The organism is Micromonospora lacuserhaii (genome assembly GCF_036902735.1).
GTDB lineage: Bacteria > Actinomycetota > Actinomycetes > Mycobacteriales > Micromonosporaceae > Micromonospora.
Genome location: NZ_JBAKHO010000023.1, coordinates 1 through 18954 on the forward strand (window position 1 = coordinate 1; position 18954 = coordinate 18954).

Below are 18954 nucleotides of genomic sequence, written 5' to 3' on the forward strand. Positions count from 1 at the left end.
CGGGCCCGCCGGGCCCAACGCCGCCGGCAGCAGCGCCCGCGCGGCGGCGGCCGGGTGCCGGTGGAACCAGGCCAGGGCGGCCGGGCGCGCCGACTTGAGCCGGTCGAGCCAGTCGGCCATCAGGTCGGCGACCTCACCACCGGTGTACGGCAGCAGCACCCCGGCGGCGACCTGCGGGCTGCTCCGGGAGACGTGGAGCGCGGCGGGGAGGGCGTCCAGCTCCAGCCGTCCCACCACCCGCGGCAGCCACGAGCCGGTGTCCCAAGTGTCGCGCGGGCGCCACGACCGGACCAGCGGACGGGCCACCGCCTCGGGGGCCCGGGTGAAGAAGGCGATGCCCTCGCTGTCGGGGTACCGCCCGGAGGCGATCGTCGGCGCCAGGTCGCTGAGGTCCTCGCCCTGTCGCCACCACGACATGTAGTACACCCGGGTGGCCGCCCAGCGCTCCCGCTCGCCGGGCAGCCAGGCGATCGCGGCCTCGTCGGGCCGGACGAGACCGGCCACCACCGGCGGTGCGGTGCGGTGCCGCCTGGCCAGCCACGGCGGGCTAACCAGCACCGGTGGCAGCCGGTCGGGGGTGGCCGGGGTGAGCGACTCCCGGTCGGCGTGGATCTGCGTGACCCGCTGCCGGTCGTCGGAGTCGAGCAGCGGCAGCGCCGCGGCGACCGCGGCCGGGTTGGTCAGCACGTGGCCGCGCAGCAGCGTGGCGGCGTCCCGGGCGGCGGCGGTGCGTCCCCCGGCCGCCCGGGCCAGCAGGCGCACCCCGCGCACCGGGAAGCGCCGGAGCATCTCCAGCACGCCGGCCTGGACGTACTTCTGGTCGAGCCGGTCGAGCAGCAGCCGCATCGCCTCGTCGGTGGGGAAGGCGGCCAGCAGCGAGACCAGCCGTTGCCGGCCGGCCGCGTCGACGTACTCGTGGTCGAACCAGTCGGCCAGCAGCGGGGCCATCGACGGGCCGACGGTCGCGGCGGCGGTGACCACCGCGGCCGGGTCGTACACGGCGGAGTGAACGCCGAGACGGTCGGCCATCCGGGCGAAGTCCTCGGCGGCGGGCGCCGCGTTCATCATCAGCTCGGCGAGGAACCGGTCCCCGCTGGCGTCGACGGCGGGCACGTCCTCGGCCACCCAGTCCGCCTCGGTGGGCAGCAGGAAGGAGGTGACCACCCGGTTGGCCAGGTCGACCTGCCGGTAGGGGACGAGCGCGGCACGGGCGGCGGCGTACTCGTCGTCGGTGGCCACCGCGAGGTGGGCGCGGACCCGGCCCAGGACGGCCAGCCGGGTTCCCCGGTAGCCCCAGTCGGCCGCCCCGCCGCCCGCCCGGGCGAGGACGCACCGGTGGTGGTCCCGGTGTCCCTCCGTCCTGATCCCGATCGATTCGATGACGGCACGGGCGGCGGCCACCACACCGTCGTCGGCGACCAGCAGGTCGGCCAGGTCGCGACCCCGGTCCGTGTCCCGCCAGGCGATCTCGTGCCCGACGGCCACCAGCAGCCCGGCCGCGCCGAGCGGTGTACGCTCACCGGCCAGGTGGGCGCGGACCGCGCCGACCAGCTCGGCGTCGTCGCTGTTGCCCAGCAGCCGGTCGACGCCGTCGGCCAGCGACGCCAGCAGTTCCTCGCCGGCCTTGCGTGCCTTGGCTCCGCGGGGAAGGACAGCACCGGTCAGACCGTCGCGGCGCGGCAGGAGGTGCCGCCGCCAGCCGGCCGGCACCACGAAGGTCTCCTCGTCGGGCAGCGCTTCAGCCGGCGGTCCGGCCGGGGTCGGCGGCGCCGTCGGACCGTCGGCGGCCGACATCGGACCGGTCGTCCCCGGCTCCCCCGCCACAGCCGACGTCGCCGGTGCAGCGGTCACGGCCGTCGACGTCGGGGCGGCGGGTGCCTCGACGTACCCCTTGCGCAGCTTCTCCGCGATCAGCCGGTCGGCGTGTTCGGCGGCCTCGGTGGCGGAGCCGAACTCTTTCACCTGGATCCGCCCCGCCGAGCCAGTCCGTCCATATCGGACGGTGACCGTCAGGTCGGCGGATTCCACCTCCCAGAACTTCGCCGCGCTGCCGCTGACACAGTCGAATCTGCGCACGCCCGTCTCCTTGATCACCCGCGATGTGCGGGGACCATAACGGCAACCACCGACAGCGTGCCGACGGCGGTCAGGAGACCAGCAGCAGACCGAGCGCGATCAGCGGCACGGAGACGAACAGGAAGATGCCGACCCCGGTCAGCACCCGCCCGCCGCCGGCGCCCTCCTGCTCCGGGGCATGCCCGAACATCGCCCGCGACTCCATGGTGCCGATCCGGCTGAGGGTCAGGTCGCCGGTCACCCCCAACAGTGCGCCGACGATCATCAGGGTGAAGCCGAGGCGTTGGACGAGGTCGCCACCCCGGGCGGAGTGCCAGGCCACCGCGCCGAGCAGCGCGACCAGCCCCGCGACAACGAACAGCACCAGCGCCTCACGCAGTCCCTTGACCACGGTCATCCGTCTCCGCCTCCCCGTCGGATCCCGCCCAGCGCGGGATCGGAGGCGTCATTCTTCCGGGTCGATGCGTACGGCGCAGTCCCGTTCGGGTCCGGCGGTGGTCGGGTACGCGACGGAGGCCGGGCGGACCGCACGGTCCACCCGGCCGCTCCGACCGTGGGTCAGATGTCCTCGCGCAGCCGCGTCATCAGCATCTGCTTGCCCTGCTCGCCGGCCTTGCGGTTGTTCTCCTGCATCTTGCGGAACCAGGTGGCCAGCTCCGTGTCGCCCCGGGCCTCCGCGTCGGCGATGTAGATCCCGAGCTGCCAGATGTGCTGCAGCGACATCTGCACCGCGTGGATCAGGTCGTAGTTCTTGTCCCTCACCGGACTGATCTGCTCGTTCACCATGGTCGCCACGGTGTACCTCCCCTGGTCACTGTCGTGGACGTCGGCGGTTACCCGGCCTCGCCCACTCCATGCGCCCGGCCCCGAGCGCGTCCCGCCGAGCCGGCACGGTTACCCGGTCCGGCCCCCGGGTAGGCATGGGGCCATGTCCGAACTGGCAGCCCTCTGGATCGTGCGGCACGGCGAGAGCACGGCGAACGTGGCCGCCTCGGCAGCCGAGGCGTCCGGCGCCGCGCTGATCGACCTGACCCACCGCGACGCCGACGTACCGCTGTCGACCACCGGGGAGGAGCAGGCCCGGGCCACCGCGCGCTGGCTGGCCGGGCTGCCGGCCGAGCGCCGGCCGGACGTGGCGGTGGTCTCGCCGTACCTGCGCGCGGTGCGGACCGCGGAGCTGGCGCTGGCCGGCACCGGGATCCCGGCCAGCCGGGACGAGCGGCTGCGGGACCGGGAGCTGGGCATCCTCGACGGCTACACCGGCCTCGGCGTCCAGCAGCGCTTCCCGGAGGAGGCCGACCGGCGCCGCCGGCTCGGCAAGTTCTACTACCGGCCGCCGGGTGGCGAATCCTGGACGGACGTCGCGCTGCGGCTGCGTACCCTCCTGGGCGACCTGCGCCGCGACCACGAGGGCCGGCGGGTGCTGCTCTTCGGCCACGACGCCCTGGTCTTCCTGCTCCGCTACCTGGTCGAGGGGCTGACCGAGGGGGACCTGATGGCGCTGACCCGGGAGCACGTGATCGCCAACTGCTCGGTGACCGGCTGGTCCGCGGACGCCGACGGCCGGCTCACCCCGGACACCTTCAACGACGTACGCCACCTGCACCAGCAGGGCGCCCGACCGACCAGGGAGGACGAGGTCCATGCCGAACCGGTCTGACACCCGCGTCATCACGCCGGCCCTGCTGCGCGACTGGGCGCTGCCCGTGCCGACCGGCGGCAAGGAGCACCGGGGCACCGTCCTGGTGGTGGGCGGTTCCCGGTTCACCCCGGGCGCGGTGCTGCTGGCCGGGGTGGCCGCGCTGCGGGCGGGCGCCGGTGTGCTGCAACTGGCCGCCGCCGAGTCCACCGCCGCGGCGCTGAGCATCCAGGTGCCGGAGGCGCTGGTCGTCGGGCTGCCGGAGACCTCCGACGGGGCGGTCGACGGCGATCCCGGTGACCGGCTCGGCGACCTGGTGTCCCGGGCCGACGTGGTGGCGGTCGGCCCGGGCCTCAACGACATCGACCAGACCCGCGCGCTGCTGCACCTGGTGCTGGACTCGGCCCGGCCGGAGACGGCGCTGGTGCTGGACGCGTACGCGCTCGGGGCGCTCAGTCACGAGCCGGACCTGCTGGTGGGCTCGGGGCGGAAGGTGGTGCTCACCCCGAACCTGACCGAGGCCGGGCACCTGCTTGGCCGCGACCCCGGTGACGACCTGGACGCCGAGGCCCGCGAGCTGGCCCGCCGGTACGAGGCGGTGGTGTCGCTCTACGGCCACATCGCCACCCCGGACGGTTCGGGCTGGCGGGAGGAGAGCGGCGACGCCGGGCTGGGTACCTCGGGCAGCGGGGATGTCCGGTCGGGGCTGCTGGCCGGGCTGCTGTCCCGGGGCGCGGAACCGGCGCAGGCCGCCTGCTGGGCCGCCTGGGCGCACGCGGTCAGCGGCCAACGGCTGGTCCCGCAGTTCGGCAGGATCGGATTCCTCGCCCGGGAGCTGCTCGACGAGATCCCGCACACCCTCGCCACCGTCTGACACTTCTTGTCTGACCGAACGGATGTGTGTAACGCCACACCTGCTCCCTACGCTGTTGCTTCGAAAGCGGGCATCCGCCCGCTTCCGCCGGGCCGCTCCCTCATCGCGGGGCACCGCCCGGCGGGGGACGGCCCCCTGGGAGTCTGTGTGAAGAACCTCCGTCGCAAGACACTGGCCGCCGCGTCCGCCGTGACGCTCGGCGTCGGCCTCGCCCTGACCGGCGGGTTGGCGCCTGCGGCGGCCGTCGGACCGGACACCACGTTCCTGGTCCTGGCCCCGCAGGGCGCCGCGACCGGCCCGGCAGCGGCCCGCGTGGCCGCGGCCGCCGGCACCGTGGTGGCCTCGTACGACCAGATCGGTGTGCTCGTCGTCCGCTCCACCAACCCCGACTTCGCCACCCAGGTGAAGGGCGCGGGCGTGGAGTCGGTCGCCGCCACCACCGGCCTCGGCTCCGCCCTCGAAGAGGACGAGACCGTCGAGGTCTCCGCGGCCGACGTCGCCAACGCCACCGGCGACCCGACCAAGGAGCCGATGTTCGGTCAGCAGTGGGACATGCCGATGATCCACGTTCCGCAGGCCCACGCGGTCACCACCGGTAGCTCCAACGTGGTGGTGGGCGTGCTGGACAGCGGCATCTCCAGCAGCCACCCCGACCTGGCCACCCAGATCGCCAAGGACAAGAGCACGTCCTGCATCGGCGGTGTCACCGACACCACCGAGGCGGCCTGGAACCCGACCACCTCCGACCACGGCACGCACGTGGCCGGCACCATCGCCGCCGCCATCAACGGCGTCGGCGTGACGGGCATCGCGCCGGGCGTCAAGGTCGCCGCGGTGAAGGTGGTCAATGACGGCGGCTACATCTACCCGGAGGCCGCGCTGTGCGGCTTCATCTGGGCCGCCGACCACGGCATGCAGGTCACGAACAACAGCTACTTCATCGACCCGTGGGAGCTCAACTGCCGCAACGACGCGCGCCAGCGTCCGGTGTGGCAGGCGGTCCAGCGGGCCATCCGTTACTCGCAGAGCAAGGGCGTGCTGAACGTGGCGTCCGCGGGTAACTCGAACTACGACCTCGCCCACAAGATCACCGACACCGGCAGCCCGAACAACCTGCCGGAGGGCCAGGACCCCGAGGTCCGCGAGGACCTCACCAACGCCTGCCTCGACCTGCCGGCCGAGGCGCCGGGCGTGGTGACCGTCTCGGCGGTCGGCCGGACCGGGGCGAAGAGCTACTACTCCTCGTACGGCCAGGGCGTCATCGACGTGACGGCGCCGGGTGGCGACACCCGGTACCGGACGCAAGGTGCGGCGCGCACGTTGAGCGACGGCATCCTGTCGACCACGTTCGACGTGGCGACGAAGACCAACGGCTGGGGCTACAAGCAGGGCACCTCGATGTCCGGTCCGCACGCGACCGGTGTCGCCGCCCTGGCCCTGTCGGCGCACCCGGGCATGTCGCCGGGTGAGCTGGCGGCGTTCCTGGAGCGCACCTCGGTGGCGCAGTCCTGCCCGGACGGCGTCTTCAACCTGGTGCCGTTGATCGACCCGACCGACCCGCACCTGTACGACGCGACCTGCTCCGGCGGCGCGCGTAACGCGTTCTACGGCGCCGGCATGGTCGACGCGTACAACGTGGTGAAGTAGCAGCACCGCACCACCCGTGGTGGGGCCCGGCGGAATTCCGCCGGGCCCCACCCGTTTTCGCAGTTCAGACCCGGGGTACCGGAACACGGTCAGCCGAACCAAGGAGGTCTGCCGGTGTCCACCGATGCCATCGTCCTGCTCAAAGAGGACCACAAGGAGATGCGTCGTCTCTTCAAGGAGTTCCAGAAGGCCGAGGACGGGCCGGCGGAGAAGCGCCAGCAGCTGGTGACGCAGATCCTGGAGGCCCTGACGGTGCACACGTACCTGGAGAACGAGGTGCTGTACCCCGAGGTCCGCAAGCTCCTGCCCGACCTCGAGGACGACATCCTCGAGTCCTACGAGGAGCACCACGTCGCCGACCTGCTCTGCGCCGAGCTGGCGGCCATGGACGCCTCCGACGAGCGCTTCGTCGCCAAGACCACGGTGCTGATCGAGAACGTCGAGCACCACGTCGAGGAGGAGGAGCAGGAGTGGTTCCCGAAGGTCCGGGAGGCGCTCGGCCGCAACCAGCTCCAGGAGATCGGCGAGCGGATGATCGCGATGCGCGCGGACGCGCCGCGCCGCCCCGACGACCCGAAGGCGCTCAAGAGCGCGCGCGACGCCGCGACCGCCTGACCCGCGAGCACCCGGGGCCCGACCACGCGGTCGGGCCCCGCGCCGTGTCACCAGGCGGTCGGCGGCACCCCATCGGGCGCCGGCAGGATCCGCCGCAGCCCGGGTACGCCCCGCGGCTGCCACTCCCGGGGGTAGCCCACCGAGACCTCCTCGAAGCGCACCCCGTCGTACCAGGTGGTGCGCGGGATGTGCAGGTGCCCGTAGACCACCGCCGCGGCGTCGTACCGGCGGTGCCAGTCGGCGGTGGCCTCGGTGCCGCACCACTGCGCGAAGATCGGGTACCGCAGCACCCGGGTCGGTTCCCGGACCAGCGGCCAGTGGTTGACCAGCACCGTCGGCAGCGCCGGGTCACGGGCGTCCAGCCGCCGGGCGGTCTCGGCCAGCCGGGCCGCGCACCAGTCCGGGCGGCTCGGGTACGGATCGTTGTGCAGCAGGAACTCGTCGGTGCAGACGATTCCGGTCCGGTACGCCTCGGCGAGCGCCGCCTCGCGGGTGTCGAACCCGTCGGGGCGCCAGCTGTGGTCGTAGAGCAGGAACAGCGGCGCGACCAGTGCCGGCCCGCCGGGCCCCCGCCACACCCGGTACTCGTCCTCCGGGGTGAGGACCCCCAGTCGCCGGCACACCTCGACGAGGTGCCGGTAGCGGGCCACCCCGCGCAGGGTGACCGGGTCGGTGGGTGGGGTCCAGAGCTCGTGGTTGCCGGGCGCCCAGACCACCGTGTGCCAGCGCCGCGCGAGCAGGCCGAGGGCCCATTCGATGTCGGCGACGGTGTCCGCCACGTCGCCGGCGACCAGCAGCCAGTCCCCCGGCGACTCCGGTCGCAGCGCCTCGACCAGGTCGCGGTTCTGCGGGTACCCGACGTGCAGGTCGCTGATGGCGACCAGGTTGCCGTCCTGTCCGCGCATCCGCCGATCGTACGCACGCCGGGCGGGTACGGGTCGGTCGGCCGAGCCGGGCCGGGGGCGACCCGCTAGGATCACCGGTGGGCCGTGACTGGCGCGTGGGGATGGAGCACCATCGGGAAGCGGCCCCGTCATGAGGACGCACGCCGAGCGCCTGGGCCTTCCACACGTCAGTAGGAGGTCACATGTCGCTGAACGCCGAATCCACCGCCTTCCGCAGCGCGCTCGAGGTCATCCGCGCCGTCGAGCCCCGGGTGGCCGACGCCATCGGCGCCGAGCTGGCCGACCAGCGCGAGTCGCTCAAGCTCATCGCCAGTGAGAACTACGCCTCCCCGGCCACCCTGCTGACGATGGGCAACTGGTTCAGCGACAAGTACGCCGAGGGCACGGTCGGCCGCCGCTTCTACGCCGGCTGCCAGAACGTCGACACCGTCGAGGCGCTCGCCGCCGAGCACGCCAAGGAGCTCTTCGGCGCCGCGCACGCGTACGTGCAGCCGCATTCGGGCATCGACGCCAACCTGGTCGCCTTCTGGGCGATCCTGGCCGACCGGGTGGAGTCCCCCGCGCTGAAGAAGGCGCAGGTCCGCCAGGTCAACGACCTGACCGAGGCCGACTGGTTCGCGCTGCGCCGGGAGCTGGGCAACCAGCGGATGCTGGGCATGTCGCTGGATTCCGGCGGCCACCTCACCCACGGCTTCCGGCCGAACATCTCCGGCAAGATGTTCGACCAGCGCAGCTACGGCACCGACCCGGTCACCGGCCTGATCGACTACGACCGGGTGGCGGAGGCGGCCCGCGAGTTCAAGCCGCTGATCCTGGTCGCCGGCTACTCCGCGTACCCCCGGAAGGTCAACTTCCGGATCATGCGGGAGATCGCCGACTCGGTCGGCGCGACCTTCATGGTCGACATGGCGCACTTCGCGGGCCTGGTCGCCGGCAAGGTCTTCACCGGCGACTTCGACCCGGTGCCGCACGCCCACATCGTCACCACCACCACCCACAAGTCGCTGCGCGGCCCGCGCGGCGGGATGGTGCTCTGCGGTCCGGAGCTGGCCGACCAGGTCGACCGGGGCTGCCCGATGGTGCTCGGCGGCCCGCTGCCGCACGTGATGGCCGCCAAGGCCGTCGCCCTGGCCGAGGCCCGCCGCCCGGACTTCGCCGACTACGCCCAGCGGATCGTCGACAACGCCCAGGCGCTCGCCGAGGGCCTGTTGAGCCGGGGGACGAAGCTGGTCACCGGCGGCACCGAGAACCACCTGGTGCTGCTCGACGTCTCCGGCTACGGCCTCACCGGCCGGCAGGCCGAGCAGGCGCTGCTGGACTCGGGCATCGTCACCAACCGCAACGCGGTCCCGCAGGACCCGAACGGCGCCTGGTACACCTCGGGCATCCGGATCGGCACGCCGGCGCTGACCACCCGCGGCCTCGGCACGGCGGAGATGGACCAGACCGCCGAGCTGATCCACACCGTGCTCAGCCAGACCACCCCGGGCGAGTCCAAGGCCAAGTACGTCCTCGACCCCGCGCTGGCCGACAAGGTCAGCAAGCAGGCCACCGAGCTGCTGGCCGGCTTCCCGCTCTACCCCGCCGTCGACCTCGGCTGACACCCGCTGCCGCCGCACCCCCGCCGCCGCCCCTCAATGGATGGCGCGGGGGTCCGGGGGGTCAGGGCAGGGGGCGCTTGAGGTGGTAGCGGTGGACCTCGGTGCTGCCCTGGACGTTGTTGACGTCCTCGGCGGCGGAGACCAGCTCCCAGCCCTCCCGGCCGGCGCGGTTGAGGTGCGCGATCGCGGTGTCGCCGTACGCGGTGATGTCGGTCCGCGATCCGTCCGGGGCGTACCAGACGAACGAGACGTGGAAATTGCGTCCCTGTCCCTGGTAGCGGCGGACCAGCAGGGCGTACTCCCAAGCGACCATTGCTCCATTATGGTGGGCCGGCGCCCGCCATCGGAACCGCGGCTGCTCCCTCCGAGAGGTCGGCCACCGGCGCGCGGTCGGGGCCGGCGGACCGCATCTCCTCGGCGACCAGGGCGGCCAGCCGGTCCAGGCCGAGGTCGATCTGCTCCGGCGTGACCGCGCTGACCGACAGCCGCAGCGCGGCCACCGGGGCGCCGTCGTCGTAGAAGTGGGCCATCGGCGTCCAGAGCAGCCCGTGCCGCTCGGCCGAGCGGCGCAGCAGCGTGTCGTCGACCGGGAACGGCACGGTGACCACCACGAAGAAGCCACCCGCCGGGGCGTTCCAGCGCACCGGTGACGGCGGCGGGAACCGCCGACGCAGGCCGGCGAGCAGGTGGGCCAGGTTGCGGCCGTACGCGGCCCGCTCCCGGACGTTCGCGGCCACCAGGGAGCAGTCGTGCTCCAGCAGCGCCCCGCCGATCATCGCCTGGGCCAGCGCCGAGGTGTTCACCGTGACCATGCTCTTGATCTTCGCGAGCTGGTCGGCGAGCGGGCCGACGCTCCCGTCCGGGCCGGCGACCCGCTGGTCGGCGACGACATAGCCGACCCGCGCGCCGGGCAGCACCGTCTTGGCGAACGAGCCCAGGTAGACCACCCGACGACCGGTGTCCAGCGCCTTGAGCGTCGGCAGCCGGCGGGCGTCGCCCGCCGGGAAGAGCCCGTACGGGTTGTCCTCGATCAGCAGCAGCTCCTCCTCGGCGGCCAGGTCGAGCAGCCGCCGCCGGTCGTCCACGCTGAGGCTGGCCCCGGACGGGTTGGCGAAGTCCGGCATCACGTAGCAGGCGCGGGGCCGCAGCCCCTCGGCCCGGGCCTGGCGCACCTGGGCGCGCAGGTCGGCCAGGTCGACGCCGGCCGGGCCGCCGGCCACCGGGCGCACCGGCAGGCCCACCAGTCGCGCCGCGCCGGTCAGCCCGACGTACGTGGGGGCCACCGCGAGCAGCACGTCCCGCGGGCCGGCCCGCAGCGCCCGCAGCACCAGGAACATCGCCTCCTGGCAGCCGACGGTCACCACGATCGCCTCGGGGTCGACGCGTACTCCCTCGTCGACGGCGAGGTTGCGGGCGACCAGATGGTGGATGATCCCCTTCGTCCGGCCGTACTGGAACAGGGTCCGCCGGGTCTGCTCGGGGCTCAGCCCGAGGTCCTCGGCGAGGTGCCGGCGGAACCGGTCCAGCCAGCGGCGCGGGGCATCGTCGTCGAAGAACTCCTCGTACGGCCGGCCGGCGGCCAGCGACACCGCGTCCGGCCAGTGCTGCGCCACCTCGTTGAGGAAGTTCATCGAGTTCAGGGCCGGATCGTCGACCGCCGGGTGCAGCGCGGCGAGCTCCAGGTCCACCGGTTCGTCCACGTCAGCCTCCGGTCAGGGTGCGCAGCTCGCGGGCCGCGGCGGGGTCGGCGCAGCCGGCGAGGGTGAGGGCGTCGCGCAGCTCGACGGCGAGCAGCTCCAGCGCCTTCTCGGCGCCGGCCCGCCCGCCGGCGGCGAGCGCCCAGAGCAGCGGGCGTCCCAGCAGCACCCCGGTCGCGCCGAGGGCCAGGGCGCGCAGCACGTCGGTGCCGCCGCGCACCCCGCTGTCGAGCAGCACCTCGGCCCGGCCGGCGACGGCGGCGACCACCTCGGGCAGCACGGTGGCGGTGGCGGGGGCGCCGTCGAGCTGGCGGCCGCCGTGGTTGGAGACCACCACCGCGTCCGCGCCGACCTGCACCGCCCGCACCGCGTCGCGAGGGTCGAGGACGCCCTTGACCAGCAGCGGCAGCGGGGTACGGTCGCGCAGCCACTCCAGGTCGGCCCAGGTGAGCGCGGGGGCGAAGACCGCACCGGTGTGCGCCGCGATCGCCGACACGCCGGGCGTGCCGGTGTGGGCCAGGTCGTCCCGGCCGCCGGGCAGGTTCGCCGCGGTCACCTCAGGCGGCAGGGCGAAGGCGTTGCGGACGTCGCGCCGCCGCCGGCCGAGCACCGGCACGTCAACGGTCACCACCAGCGCGGCGCAGCCGGCGGTGCGCGCCCGGTCCACCAGCTCGGCGACCAGCGCCCGGTCGCGCAGCCAGTACAGCTGGAACCAGACCGGGCCGGTGGCCACGGCGGTGACCTCCTCGATCGGGGTGCTGCTCAGGGTGCTCAGCGCGTACGGCACGCCGGTCGCGCCGGCCGCCGCGGCGAGGGCCAGCTCGCCGTCGGGGTGCAGCAGCCGCTGGTACGCCATCGGCGCGACCGCCACCGGCATCGCCTGCTCCCGGCCGAGCAGCGCGGCCGTCGTGCGGGGGTTCTCCACGCCGGTGAGCATCCGGGGCAGCACGGCGACCCGGTCCAGGGCGGCCCGGTTCGCGGCCAGGGTGATCTCCGCCCCGCTGCCGCCGTTGACGTAGTCCCAGACCCCCGGCGGCACCACTGCCCGGGCCGGCTCGGCGAAGTCCGCCAGGCAGACCGGCGGGACGGCGTCAGGCATGGTCTGACCCGCCCGGGACGGACCCCACGAGCGCGAAGCGTTCCCGCAGGAAGGTGGCCGCCTCCTCCTGCGCCCGCCGGCCGGCGTCGAAGACCCCGGGCATGGCGAAGAACCCGTGGATCATCCCGGGGTAGCGGCTCAGCCGGACCGGGACGCCGGCCTCCCGCAGCCGCTCGGCGTAGCGCTCCCCCTCGTCGCGCAGCGGATCGTGCTCGGCGGTGACCACCAGGGCGGGCGGCAGGCCGGAGTGGTCCTCGGCGAGCAGCGGCGAGGCGAGCGGGTCCGCCGCGTCGGCCGGGTCGGCCAGGTAATGCCCCCGGTACCAGTCGACGGAGTGCCGGTTGAACAGCAGTGGATCCTCCTCCCCGGTCGGCCGGCGACCGGGGCGCTGGTCGGTGTTCGGGTAGACCAGCAGCTGGCCGGCGAGCCGGGGTCCGCCCGCGGACCGGGCCAGCAGGGTCACCGCCGCCGCGAGGTTGCCGCCGGCGCTGTCCCCGCCCACCACCAGCCGGTCCGGGTCGACGCCGAACTCGTCGGCGTGCCCGGCCAGCCAGGCGGTGGCCGCGTGGCAGTCCAGCACGGCCGCCGGGAACGGGTGCTCCGGGGCGAGCCGGTAGCCGACCGTCACCACCTGGCAGGGCGTCGCGTTGGCGAGCCGGCGGCAGATCCCGTCCGCGGTGTCCACGCTGCCCAACGTCCAGCCACCGCCGAAGAACCAGACCAGCGTCGGCATCGGCCCGCCGCCGGCCGGGCGGTGGATCCGCACCGGCAGGTCACCGCCCGGGCCGGGGACCTGCGTGTCGCGTACCCGGTGCACCGGCTCGACGTCGCCGCCGCCGGCGCGGATCGCGGCGAGGTCGGCGGCGCGGGCCTCGGCCAGGGTCTGGGTGTACAGCGGCGGCGTGCCGGCGGCCGCGCGCGCGGCCCGGTACGCGACCACCTGGGGGTCGACGGTCATGCCCGCTCCTTCCCGCCGGTCGAGACAAAAAGCTTGTCGATGCCGCGCAGGAAGAGGCTCCCGCTGTAGCTGGGCGGCCGGGTCACGGTCAGCTCCGGGAAGCGGGCGAGGAGCCGGGGCAGCGCGAGCCGCCCCTCCAGCTTGGAGACCGCCGAGCCGAGGCAGAAGTGCAGGCCGACGCCGAAGGCCAGCGACGGCGGGCCGGACCGGCGCGGGTCGAAGCGGTCCGGGTCGGGGAACCGGGCCGGGTCGCGGTTCGCCCCAGCGATGATCAGCAGCACGTTCTCGCCCTGGCGGACCGGCACGCCGCCGAGGACGGTGTCCCGCGGGGCGGCCCGGGCCAGGAAGTGCACCGGGCTCTCCATCCGCAGCACCTCGTCGACGCAGCCGCGGGCCAGCCCGTCGTCGCCGGGCAGCGCGCCGACGGTGTCCGGGTGCGCGAGCAGCAGCGGCAGGCCGTTGCTGAACATGTAGACGGTGGTCACGAAGCTCGCGTTGAACAGGACGATCAGGTTGCTGATCAGCTCTTCCTCGGTCAGCTCCACGTCGCCGGAGTCCAGCGCCTCGACCAGCCCGCTGATCAGGTCCTCGCCGGGCTGCCGGCGCCGGTGCCCGATCAGCTCCCGGTAGTAGTCGCGCAGCTCCGCCGCGGCCTGGTTCGCCCGGGCGAGGCGTTCCGGGGTCTTGCCGGCCACGTCCATGAACTCGTCGATCCAGTCGACCCGCTGCCGGTACCAGGGCAGGTCGGCCTCGGGCAGGCCGATGAACTCGGCCATCACCAGCGCCGGCACCGGGTACGCGAAGTCGGCGACGAAGTCCACCTCGGCGCCGCCGGCGCCGGCCTCGGCGATCCGGTCGAGCATGGTGTCGACGACCCGGACGATCACCGGCTCCAGCGCGCCGAGCCGACGTGGGGTGAAGGTCTTCGCGAACACCGCCCGCATCCGGGTGTGGTCCGGCGGGTCGGTGAACATCATCGAGGACATGAACGTCCGCAGGATCTCCTGGTCCTGCCAGCCGGGCGGGGCGCCCTTGCACCACTGCGGGTCGCGCAGCACCTGGTCGACCAGGTCGTACCCGGCGGCGACGGCGGAGACGGTGCTGTGCTCGGGGCGGGTCGGGATGGCGCTGATCGGGCCGTGCGCGTGCAGGGCCGCGTACCAGGGATAGGGGTTCTGCCGGCCCTGCTCGCTGTAGAGGCCGGTCAGGATCTCGTCGACGTCCACGGTGGTGCTTCCTCCCCAGGATGGACGGTGGGGCGGCCGGGTCACCCCCGCCGCCCCACCGGTGTCACAGACCCAGCAGTCGTAGCGGTACGGCGTCGGCCATCGCCTGGTTGCCGGCGTCATTCGGGTGGATGTGGTCACCCGCGTCGTACGCCGGCAGCAGCCGGCTGGGCTGCGCCGGGTCGCGCAGCACGGCGTCGAAGTCGAGCACCCCGTCGAACTCACTCGCGCCCTGGGTCCGCAGCCAGGTGTTGACCGCCTGGCGGGTAGCGTCCTTCTCCGGCGTCCACACCCCCGGGCCGCCGTTGCCCTCGTACGGCGTGATCGTCCCGACCAGGCTGCGCAGGCCGCGCTCCTTGGCCTGCTGGTTGATCTGCCGCAGGGCGGCGATGATGCTCTCGGCGGAGTCGTCGGACATCCAGATGTCGTTGATGCCCAGGTGGGTCACCAGGGTCTCCACCCCGGTCTGCGGGAAGACGTCCTCGTTGAGCCGGGCGAGGGCGTTCGGGCCGAGTTCGTTGTAGCCGGGGAAGCCGCCCGCGCCGGGCTCGGGGCCCTCGTGGTTGAGCCGGTTGCCGGCCAGGCTCAGGTTGAGCACACCGGGGGTGCGTACCTCCGGTCGGGTGTCGATCAGCCGGTCGGCGAGCAGATCGGGCCAGCGCTTGTTGGCGTTGACGGTGCTGCCGTTGCCGTCGCCGATCGAGTCGCCGAAGACGACCACCGAGCCCGGGGTGTGCCGGCGCTCCACGTCGACCCCGGAGAGGAACATCCAGCAGCAGTTCGGCCGGATGGTGAAGCCGGTGCCGTCGGCGGCGGTGGTCAGGTCGGACGCCCCGATGAAGTTGGTGACCTTGGACTGGCCGTGGAAGGTCACCGGCCCGGTCAGCACCGGGAAGTGCAGGGTGACCACCAGGTCCTCCTGCTCGTCCACCGGGAAGTCGAGCGGGTCGCTGAGCAGCTCGGCGCCCTTGTTCATGGTGGCCGAGGCGGCGCCGCCGAAGGTCAGCTCGCGCAGCGTTGCGGCGTCGATGTCGGACCGGTCGTCGGGGGTCGCGGTGTTCGGCCGGGCGACGGTCGCGTGCCCGACCTTGACCGCCTGCTCGCCGTAGAGGTTGCTCAGCCGTACCCGCAGCCGGTCGCCGCCGACCGAGGTGTGCACGGTCATCCGGATGCTCTGGTTGTTCAGGCCGGTGTTGGTCAGGCCGACGGTGTTGCCGCGGGTGACCGCCGCGGCCCAGCTGCCCGCCCACTCGGCCCGGGGGTGCCGGGCGGTGTCGGTGTCGGACGGACCGGCGCTGGCCACCACCGCCGGGGCGCCCACCACCAGCAACGCGGCCGCGGACGCTATGACGTGCCATCTCTTCGGGGTCGACATTGAACCTCCATGGTCTGCCCGCCCAGGGCCGGAGTCCATTGACGCACCGCCCGGACGATGGTCCAGAAACCTAGCCGCTGCCGCTGACGGGCGTCAATCAACCCGATCGACATGATCGAATGTCCGCGGGGTGCCGCCGGACGCCGTTCGGCTCTGTCCCACGGCACCGCTGCGCGCCTAGGCTCGCAGTCGGCGGCGGTGCGGTCGCCAACTCGCGCACCCCGTCGCGTCCCGGGCGCTCCGGCCTGCCCGGACGTCACCACCGGCCGGTCGCCGCGGCGCGTCCCACCGGGCCGCGGCGTCGACCGCCACCGCATCGACCTGGGGGCTGTGCGATGACCGAGGGTGCCGACCGATCCACCACCTACGTGCACGACGCGCTCACGCTGTTCGCCGGCTTCGGCGACCGGGAGGCGCTGGTCGGCGACGGCCGCCGGCTCAGCTACGCCGAGGTCGCCGCGGAGGTGCGCGGCCTGGCCGCCGCACTGACCACCCACGGGGTACGCCCCGGCGCGGCGGTGCTGGTGATGCTCGGCAACGCCGTCGAGGGGCCACTGCTCCAGCTCGCCCTGCACCTGCTGGGCTGCCGGACCATGTGGATCGCGCCGGTGACCTCGCGCCGGGAGGTCGACGAGTTCGCCCGGCTGGCCCGGCCCGAGGTGTTCGTGCACCACGCCGACGACGGCCTCGGCGCGGAGCTCGCCGCCTCGCTGGCCGGGGTGCCGGTGCTGCGGCTGGGCGCGGAGCTGACCCCCGTCACCGGGGTCGACCTGCCCGACCGGGTGCCCACGCCGGAGTCGTTCCTGCAGACCAGCGGCACCACCGGCACCCCGAAGCTGGTGCACCACCGGGAGAGCTTCTACCGACAGGTGCTCGCCCTCGCGGCCGACTTCCGCGGCGCCGGCTTCCCGCTGCTGCGGCACCTGTCGCACTCGCCGATGTGGCTGGCCAGCGGGCAGATCACCACGCTGTTCAACCTCTTCACCGGCGGGGTGCTCTTCCTGCGCCAGCAGTGGGATCCGGCGGCGTTCATCCGCACCGTCGACACCGAGCGGCTCACCTCCACCTTCGTCACCCCGCCGATGCTCTACGAGGTGCTCGACCATCCGGCGCTGGACGGCGCGGACTTCTCCGCCATGTTCATGTTCAACGTGGGCGCCGGCCCCGCCGCGCCCGCCCGGCTGCGCCAGGCGATCGCCCGCTTCGGCCCGTGCCTGCGGATCGTGTACGGACTCAGCGAGGCCGTCGTGATCTGCGCCCTGCCCGGCCTCACCGAGGACCCGGAGCACCCGGAACGGCTGCGCTCCTGCGGCCGGCCGTACGGGGACGTGACGGTCGAGATCCGCGACGCCGACGGGCGGGCGCTACCGGCCGGCGAGGACGGCGAGGTCTGGGTCCGTACCAACCTCAGCTTCGTCGGCTACCACGGTCAGCCGGAGCTGACCGCCGAGACGCTGGTCGACGGCTGGGTCCGCACCCGCGACGTCGGGCACCTGGACAGCGACGGCTACCTCTACCTGGTGGACCGGTTGCAGGACCGGATCCTCACCCGGCAGCGCAGCTGGCCGATCTACTCCCGACCGATCGAGGACGTCCTCGCCGGCCACCCCGGGGTACGCGCCGCCGCGGTGATCGGTGTGCCCGACCCGGTGGCCGGCGAGCTGCCGTACGCCTTCGTGGTGCCGGCGCCCGGCGGGTCGGTGACCGGGGACGAGCTGATCGCGCTGGTCACCGCCGAGCTGAGCGACACCTGGGCGCCCGGCGGGGTGGAGTTCGTCGACCGGCTGCCGCTTAACCGGTCGGCCAAGGTGGACAAGAACGCCCTGCGGGCCCGCTACGCCGCCGCCCATCCGCCGACGGAGGAGGTCGCCCCGACGGTGATCGGCAGTCCGGCGTGAACCCGCGCCGGGAGCTGTACACCCTGGTCACCGCAGACCTGATCTCCAACCTGGGCACCCGCATCTCGGTGGTGGCCATCCCCTGGCTGGTGCTGGAGACCACCGGCAGCCCCACGAAGATGGGTGTGGTGGCGGCGGCGGAGACACTGCCGTACATGCTCTCCAGCGCGCTGGCGACGCCGTGGGCGGACCGGTTCGGGGTGCGGCGTACCTCCGTGGTGGCGGACGCGGCCAGCGCGGCGGTGATGGCGGTGGTGGCGCTGGCGCCCTGGCTGGGGTTCGGCACGCTGGTCGCGCTGGTGGCGGTGGCCGGCGGGCTGCGCGGCATCGGCGACCGGGTCAAGCACGTCATGTTCCGCCCGGCCGCCCAGCGGGCCGGGGTGTCGCTGATCCGGCTGACGTCGGCCTACGACGGGATGAGCCGGGGCGTCACCCTCTTCGGGGCGGTGCTCGGCGGGCTGCTCATCGACTGGGTGGAGGTGACCCGGGCGATCTGGATCGACGCGGCGACCTTCGCGGTCTGCGCGCTGCTGATCGGCGTACTCGTGCATCCGCCGGCGTCGACGGAGCCGGCGCCGCGGGAGAGCTACCTGCGGGCGCTGCGCGGCGGCTTCGCCTACCTGCGCACCGACCGGGTGCTGCTGACCATGCTGGTGGTGGTCTCGGCGCTGAACATGTTCGCCAACGCCAGCGTCGCGGTCTACATCCCGCTCTGGGTGGCGCAGGTCTTCGGCGACCCGGCCGGCTTCGGCCTGGTGCTGGGGGTCTTCTCCGGGGGCGCGCTGCTCGGAAACCTGATCTTCACGGTGGCCGGGCCGCGGCTGCCCCGGCGGCTCACCTTCGCGGTCGGCGTGGCGGCCAGCGGCACCCCCCGGTTGCTGGCGCTGGCGCTCAGCGACGAGCTGGCGGTGGTGCTGGGCGTGACGTTCCTGTCCGGGGTGGCGATCGCCGCGGTGAACCCGCTGCTCGGCGCGGCCCTCTACGAGCGGGTGCCGGAGGCGTTGCAGACCCGGGTGCTGGGCATCGCCGGTTCGGTGGCGTTCCTCGGGCTGCCGGTCGGCGCGCTGCTGGGCGGCTGGTCGGTGGCCGCGCTGGACCTCGTCCCGGCGCTGTGGGTGATGTCGGCCCTGTGTCTGGTGCTCACCGTCACTCCGCTGCTGATCGGCGGGCTGCGGATGGACGGCGGGGAAGCCGGACCGGCACCGGCCGAAGCCGGTGTGCGGGAGGACCGGCGGGCCATCCCGCGACGGTAGCGCGTCACGCGGAGTAGACGTCATATCTACTATCCGACAATTTAAATACTGCGATGGCCAATGTCGCTGAGCGCGACGACCTGCTGATACT

17 protein-coding genes and 1 riboswitch are annotated in these 18954 nt (G+C 73.7%); of the genes, 7 read left to right on the top strand and 10 right to left on the bottom strand.

The genetic code is table 11. The features are described 5' to 3' along the window. The 3 genes from V6U81_RS16225 to V6U81_RS16235 all read right to left on the bottom strand — a co-directional run. Positions 1-2076 (bottom strand): WGR domain-containing protein (locus V6U81_RS16225; RefSeq protein WP_334490268.1); only part of this gene is annotated, 2076 nt, incomplete at its 3' end. Between the two features lie 70 nt (positions 2077-2146). Continuing rightward, positions 2147-2473, bottom strand: a complete 327-nt coding sequence (locus V6U81_RS16230) for a hypothetical protein (protein WP_334490270.1) — start codon at positions 2471-2473, stop codon at positions 2147-2149. 161 nt (positions 2474-2634) lie between these two features. Further along, positions 2635-2862, bottom strand: a complete 228-nt coding sequence (locus tag V6U81_RS16235; RefSeq protein ID WP_334490361.1) for a hypothetical protein — start codon at positions 2860-2862, stop codon at positions 2635-2637. 142 nt (positions 2863-3004) lie between these two features. On the opposite strand from V6U81_RS16235, the gene V6U81_RS16240 reads away from it, so the two are divergent. The 4 genes from V6U81_RS16240 to V6U81_RS16255 all read left to right on the top strand — a co-directional run bounded on the left by V6U81_RS16240 (position 3005) and on the right by V6U81_RS16255 (position 6851). After that, positions 3005-3736, top strand: coding sequence for a histidine phosphatase family protein (locus tag V6U81_RS16240; protein WP_334490272.1), 732 nt, complete (start codon positions 3005-3007; stop codon positions 3734-3736). Beyond that, positions 3720-4589: an NAD(P)H-hydrate dehydratase gene (locus tag V6U81_RS16245; RefSeq protein WP_334490274.1), complete on the top strand. Its 870-nt coding sequence runs from the start codon at positions 3720-3722 to the stop codon at positions 4587-4589. The genes V6U81_RS16240 and V6U81_RS16245 overlap by 17 nt, the downstream gene beginning before the upstream one ends. Positions 4590-4736: 147 nt before the next feature. Further along, positions 4737-6236, top strand: coding sequence for a S8 family peptidase (locus V6U81_RS16250; RefSeq protein WP_334490276.1), 1500 nt, complete (start codon positions 4737-4739; stop codon positions 6234-6236). Between the two features lie 114 nt (positions 6237-6350). Continuing rightward, positions 6351-6851, top strand: a complete 501-nt coding sequence (locus V6U81_RS16255; RefSeq protein WP_334490279.1) for a hemerythrin domain-containing protein — start codon at positions 6351-6353, stop codon at positions 6849-6851. Between the two features lie 47 nt (positions 6852-6898). Here the strand turns inward: V6U81_RS16255 and V6U81_RS16260 are convergent, their stop codons facing one another. Then, positions 6899-7756, bottom strand: coding sequence for a metallophosphoesterase family protein (locus tag V6U81_RS16260; RefSeq protein WP_334490281.1), 858 nt, complete (start codon positions 7754-7756; stop codon positions 6899-6901). A 74-nt stretch (positions 7757-7830) separates the two neighbouring features. Further along, a riboswitch (ZMP/ZTP riboswitch) is annotated at positions 7831-7920 on the top strand. An 18-nt stretch (positions 7921-7938) separates the two neighbouring features. On the opposite strand from V6U81_RS16260, the gene V6U81_RS16265 reads away from it, so the two are divergent. Further along, positions 7939-9357 carry a glycine hydroxymethyltransferase gene (locus V6U81_RS16265; RefSeq protein WP_334490283.1) on the top strand — a complete coding sequence of 473 codons (1419 nt, stop codon included), beginning with the start codon at positions 7939-7941 and terminating at the stop codon, positions 9355-9357. 61 nt (positions 9358-9418) lie between these two features. Here V6U81_RS16265 and V6U81_RS16270 read toward each other — a convergent pair whose 3' ends face one another. The 6 genes from V6U81_RS16270 to V6U81_RS16295 all read right to left on the bottom strand — a co-directional run bounded on the left by V6U81_RS16270 (position 9419) and on the right by V6U81_RS16295 (position 15685). After that, on the bottom strand, positions 9419-9670 hold the full coding sequence (locus tag V6U81_RS16270; RefSeq protein WP_334490284.1) for a hypothetical protein: 252 nt from the start codon (positions 9668-9670) through the stop codon (positions 9419-9421). 7 nt (positions 9671-9677) lie between these two features. Further along, positions 9678-11057, bottom strand: coding sequence for an aminotransferase-like domain-containing protein (locus V6U81_RS16275; RefSeq protein WP_334490285.1), 1380 nt, complete (start codon positions 11055-11057; stop codon positions 9678-9680). A 1-nt stretch (position 11058) separates the two neighbouring features. Beyond that, positions 11059-12153, bottom strand: a complete 1095-nt coding sequence (locus V6U81_RS16280; RefSeq protein WP_334490286.1) for an alpha-hydroxy acid oxidase — start codon at positions 12151-12153, stop codon at positions 11059-11061. Continuing rightward, entirely contained in the window at positions 12146-13111 is a 966-nt protein-coding gene (locus tag V6U81_RS16285; protein WP_334490287.1) for an alpha/beta hydrolase, read from the bottom strand. Before V6U81_RS16285 ends, V6U81_RS16280 begins: the two co-directional genes overlap by 8 nt. Next, positions 13108-14337, bottom strand: a complete 1230-nt coding sequence (locus V6U81_RS16290) for a cytochrome P450 (protein WP_334490288.1) — start codon at positions 14335-14337, stop codon at positions 13108-13110. Before V6U81_RS16290 ends, V6U81_RS16285 begins: the two co-directional genes overlap by 4 nt. A 64-nt stretch (positions 14338-14401) precedes the next feature. Beyond that, complete coding sequence (locus V6U81_RS16295) at positions 14402-15685, bottom strand: SGNH/GDSL hydrolase family protein (protein ID WP_334490362.1); 1284 nt, start codon at positions 15683-15685, stop codon at positions 14402-14404. A gap of 362 nt (positions 15686-16047) precedes the next feature. Between V6U81_RS16295 and V6U81_RS16300 the strand changes: the two genes are divergently transcribed. Both V6U81_RS16300 and V6U81_RS16305 read left to right on the top strand, forming a co-directional pair. After that, positions 16048-17610 carry a class I adenylate-forming enzyme family protein gene (locus V6U81_RS16300; RefSeq protein WP_334490290.1) on the top strand — a complete coding sequence of 521 codons (1563 nt, stop codon included), beginning with the start codon at positions 16048-16050 and terminating at the stop codon, positions 17608-17610. Continuing rightward, on the top strand, positions 17607-18863 hold the full coding sequence (locus V6U81_RS16305; protein ID WP_334490291.1) for an MFS transporter: 1257 nt from the start codon (positions 17607-17609) through the stop codon (positions 18861-18863). The genes V6U81_RS16300 and V6U81_RS16305 overlap by 4 nt, the downstream gene beginning before the upstream one ends. Positions 18864-18954: the final 91 nt, after the last annotated feature.

Bases quoted from the DNA above. Each gene is read 5' to 3' on its own strand.
- V6U81_RS16230 (WP_334490270.1), bottom strand. From the start codon at position 2,473: ATGACCGTGGTCAAGGGACTGCGTGAGGCGCTGGTGCTGTTCGTTGTC.
- V6U81_RS16280 (WP_334490286.1), bottom strand. From the start codon at position 12,153: ATGCCTGACGCCGTCCCGCCGGTCTGCCTGGCGGACTTCGCCGAGCCG.
- V6U81_RS16285 (WP_334490287.1), bottom strand. From the start codon at position 13,111: ATGACCGTCGACCCCCAGGTGGTCGCGTACCGGGCCGCGCGCGCGGCC.
- V6U81_RS16270 (WP_334490284.1), bottom strand. From the start codon at position 9,670: ATGGTCGCTTGGGAGTACGCCCTGCTGGTCCGCCGCTACCAGGGACAG.
- V6U81_RS16260 (WP_334490281.1), bottom strand. From the start codon at position 7,756: ATGCGCGGACAGGACGGCAACCTGGTCGCCATCAGCGACCTGCACGTC.
- V6U81_RS16240 (WP_334490272.1), top strand. From the start codon at position 3,005: ATGTCCGAACTGGCAGCCCTCTGGATCGTGCGGCACGGCGAGAGCACG.
- V6U81_RS16245 (WP_334490274.1), top strand. From the start codon at position 3,720: ATGCCGAACCGGTCTGACACCCGCGTCATCACGCCGGCCCTGCTGCGC.
- V6U81_RS16265 (WP_334490283.1), top strand. From the start codon at position 7,939: ATGTCGCTGAACGCCGAATCCACCGCCTTCCGCAGCGCGCTCGAGGTC.
- V6U81_RS16235 (WP_334490361.1), bottom strand. From the start codon at position 2,862: ATGGTGAACGAGCAGATCAGTCCGGTGAGGGACAAGAACTACGACCTG.
- V6U81_RS16300 (WP_334490290.1), top strand. From the start codon at position 16,048: ATGACCGAGGGTGCCGACCGATCCACCACCTACGTGCACGACGCGCTC.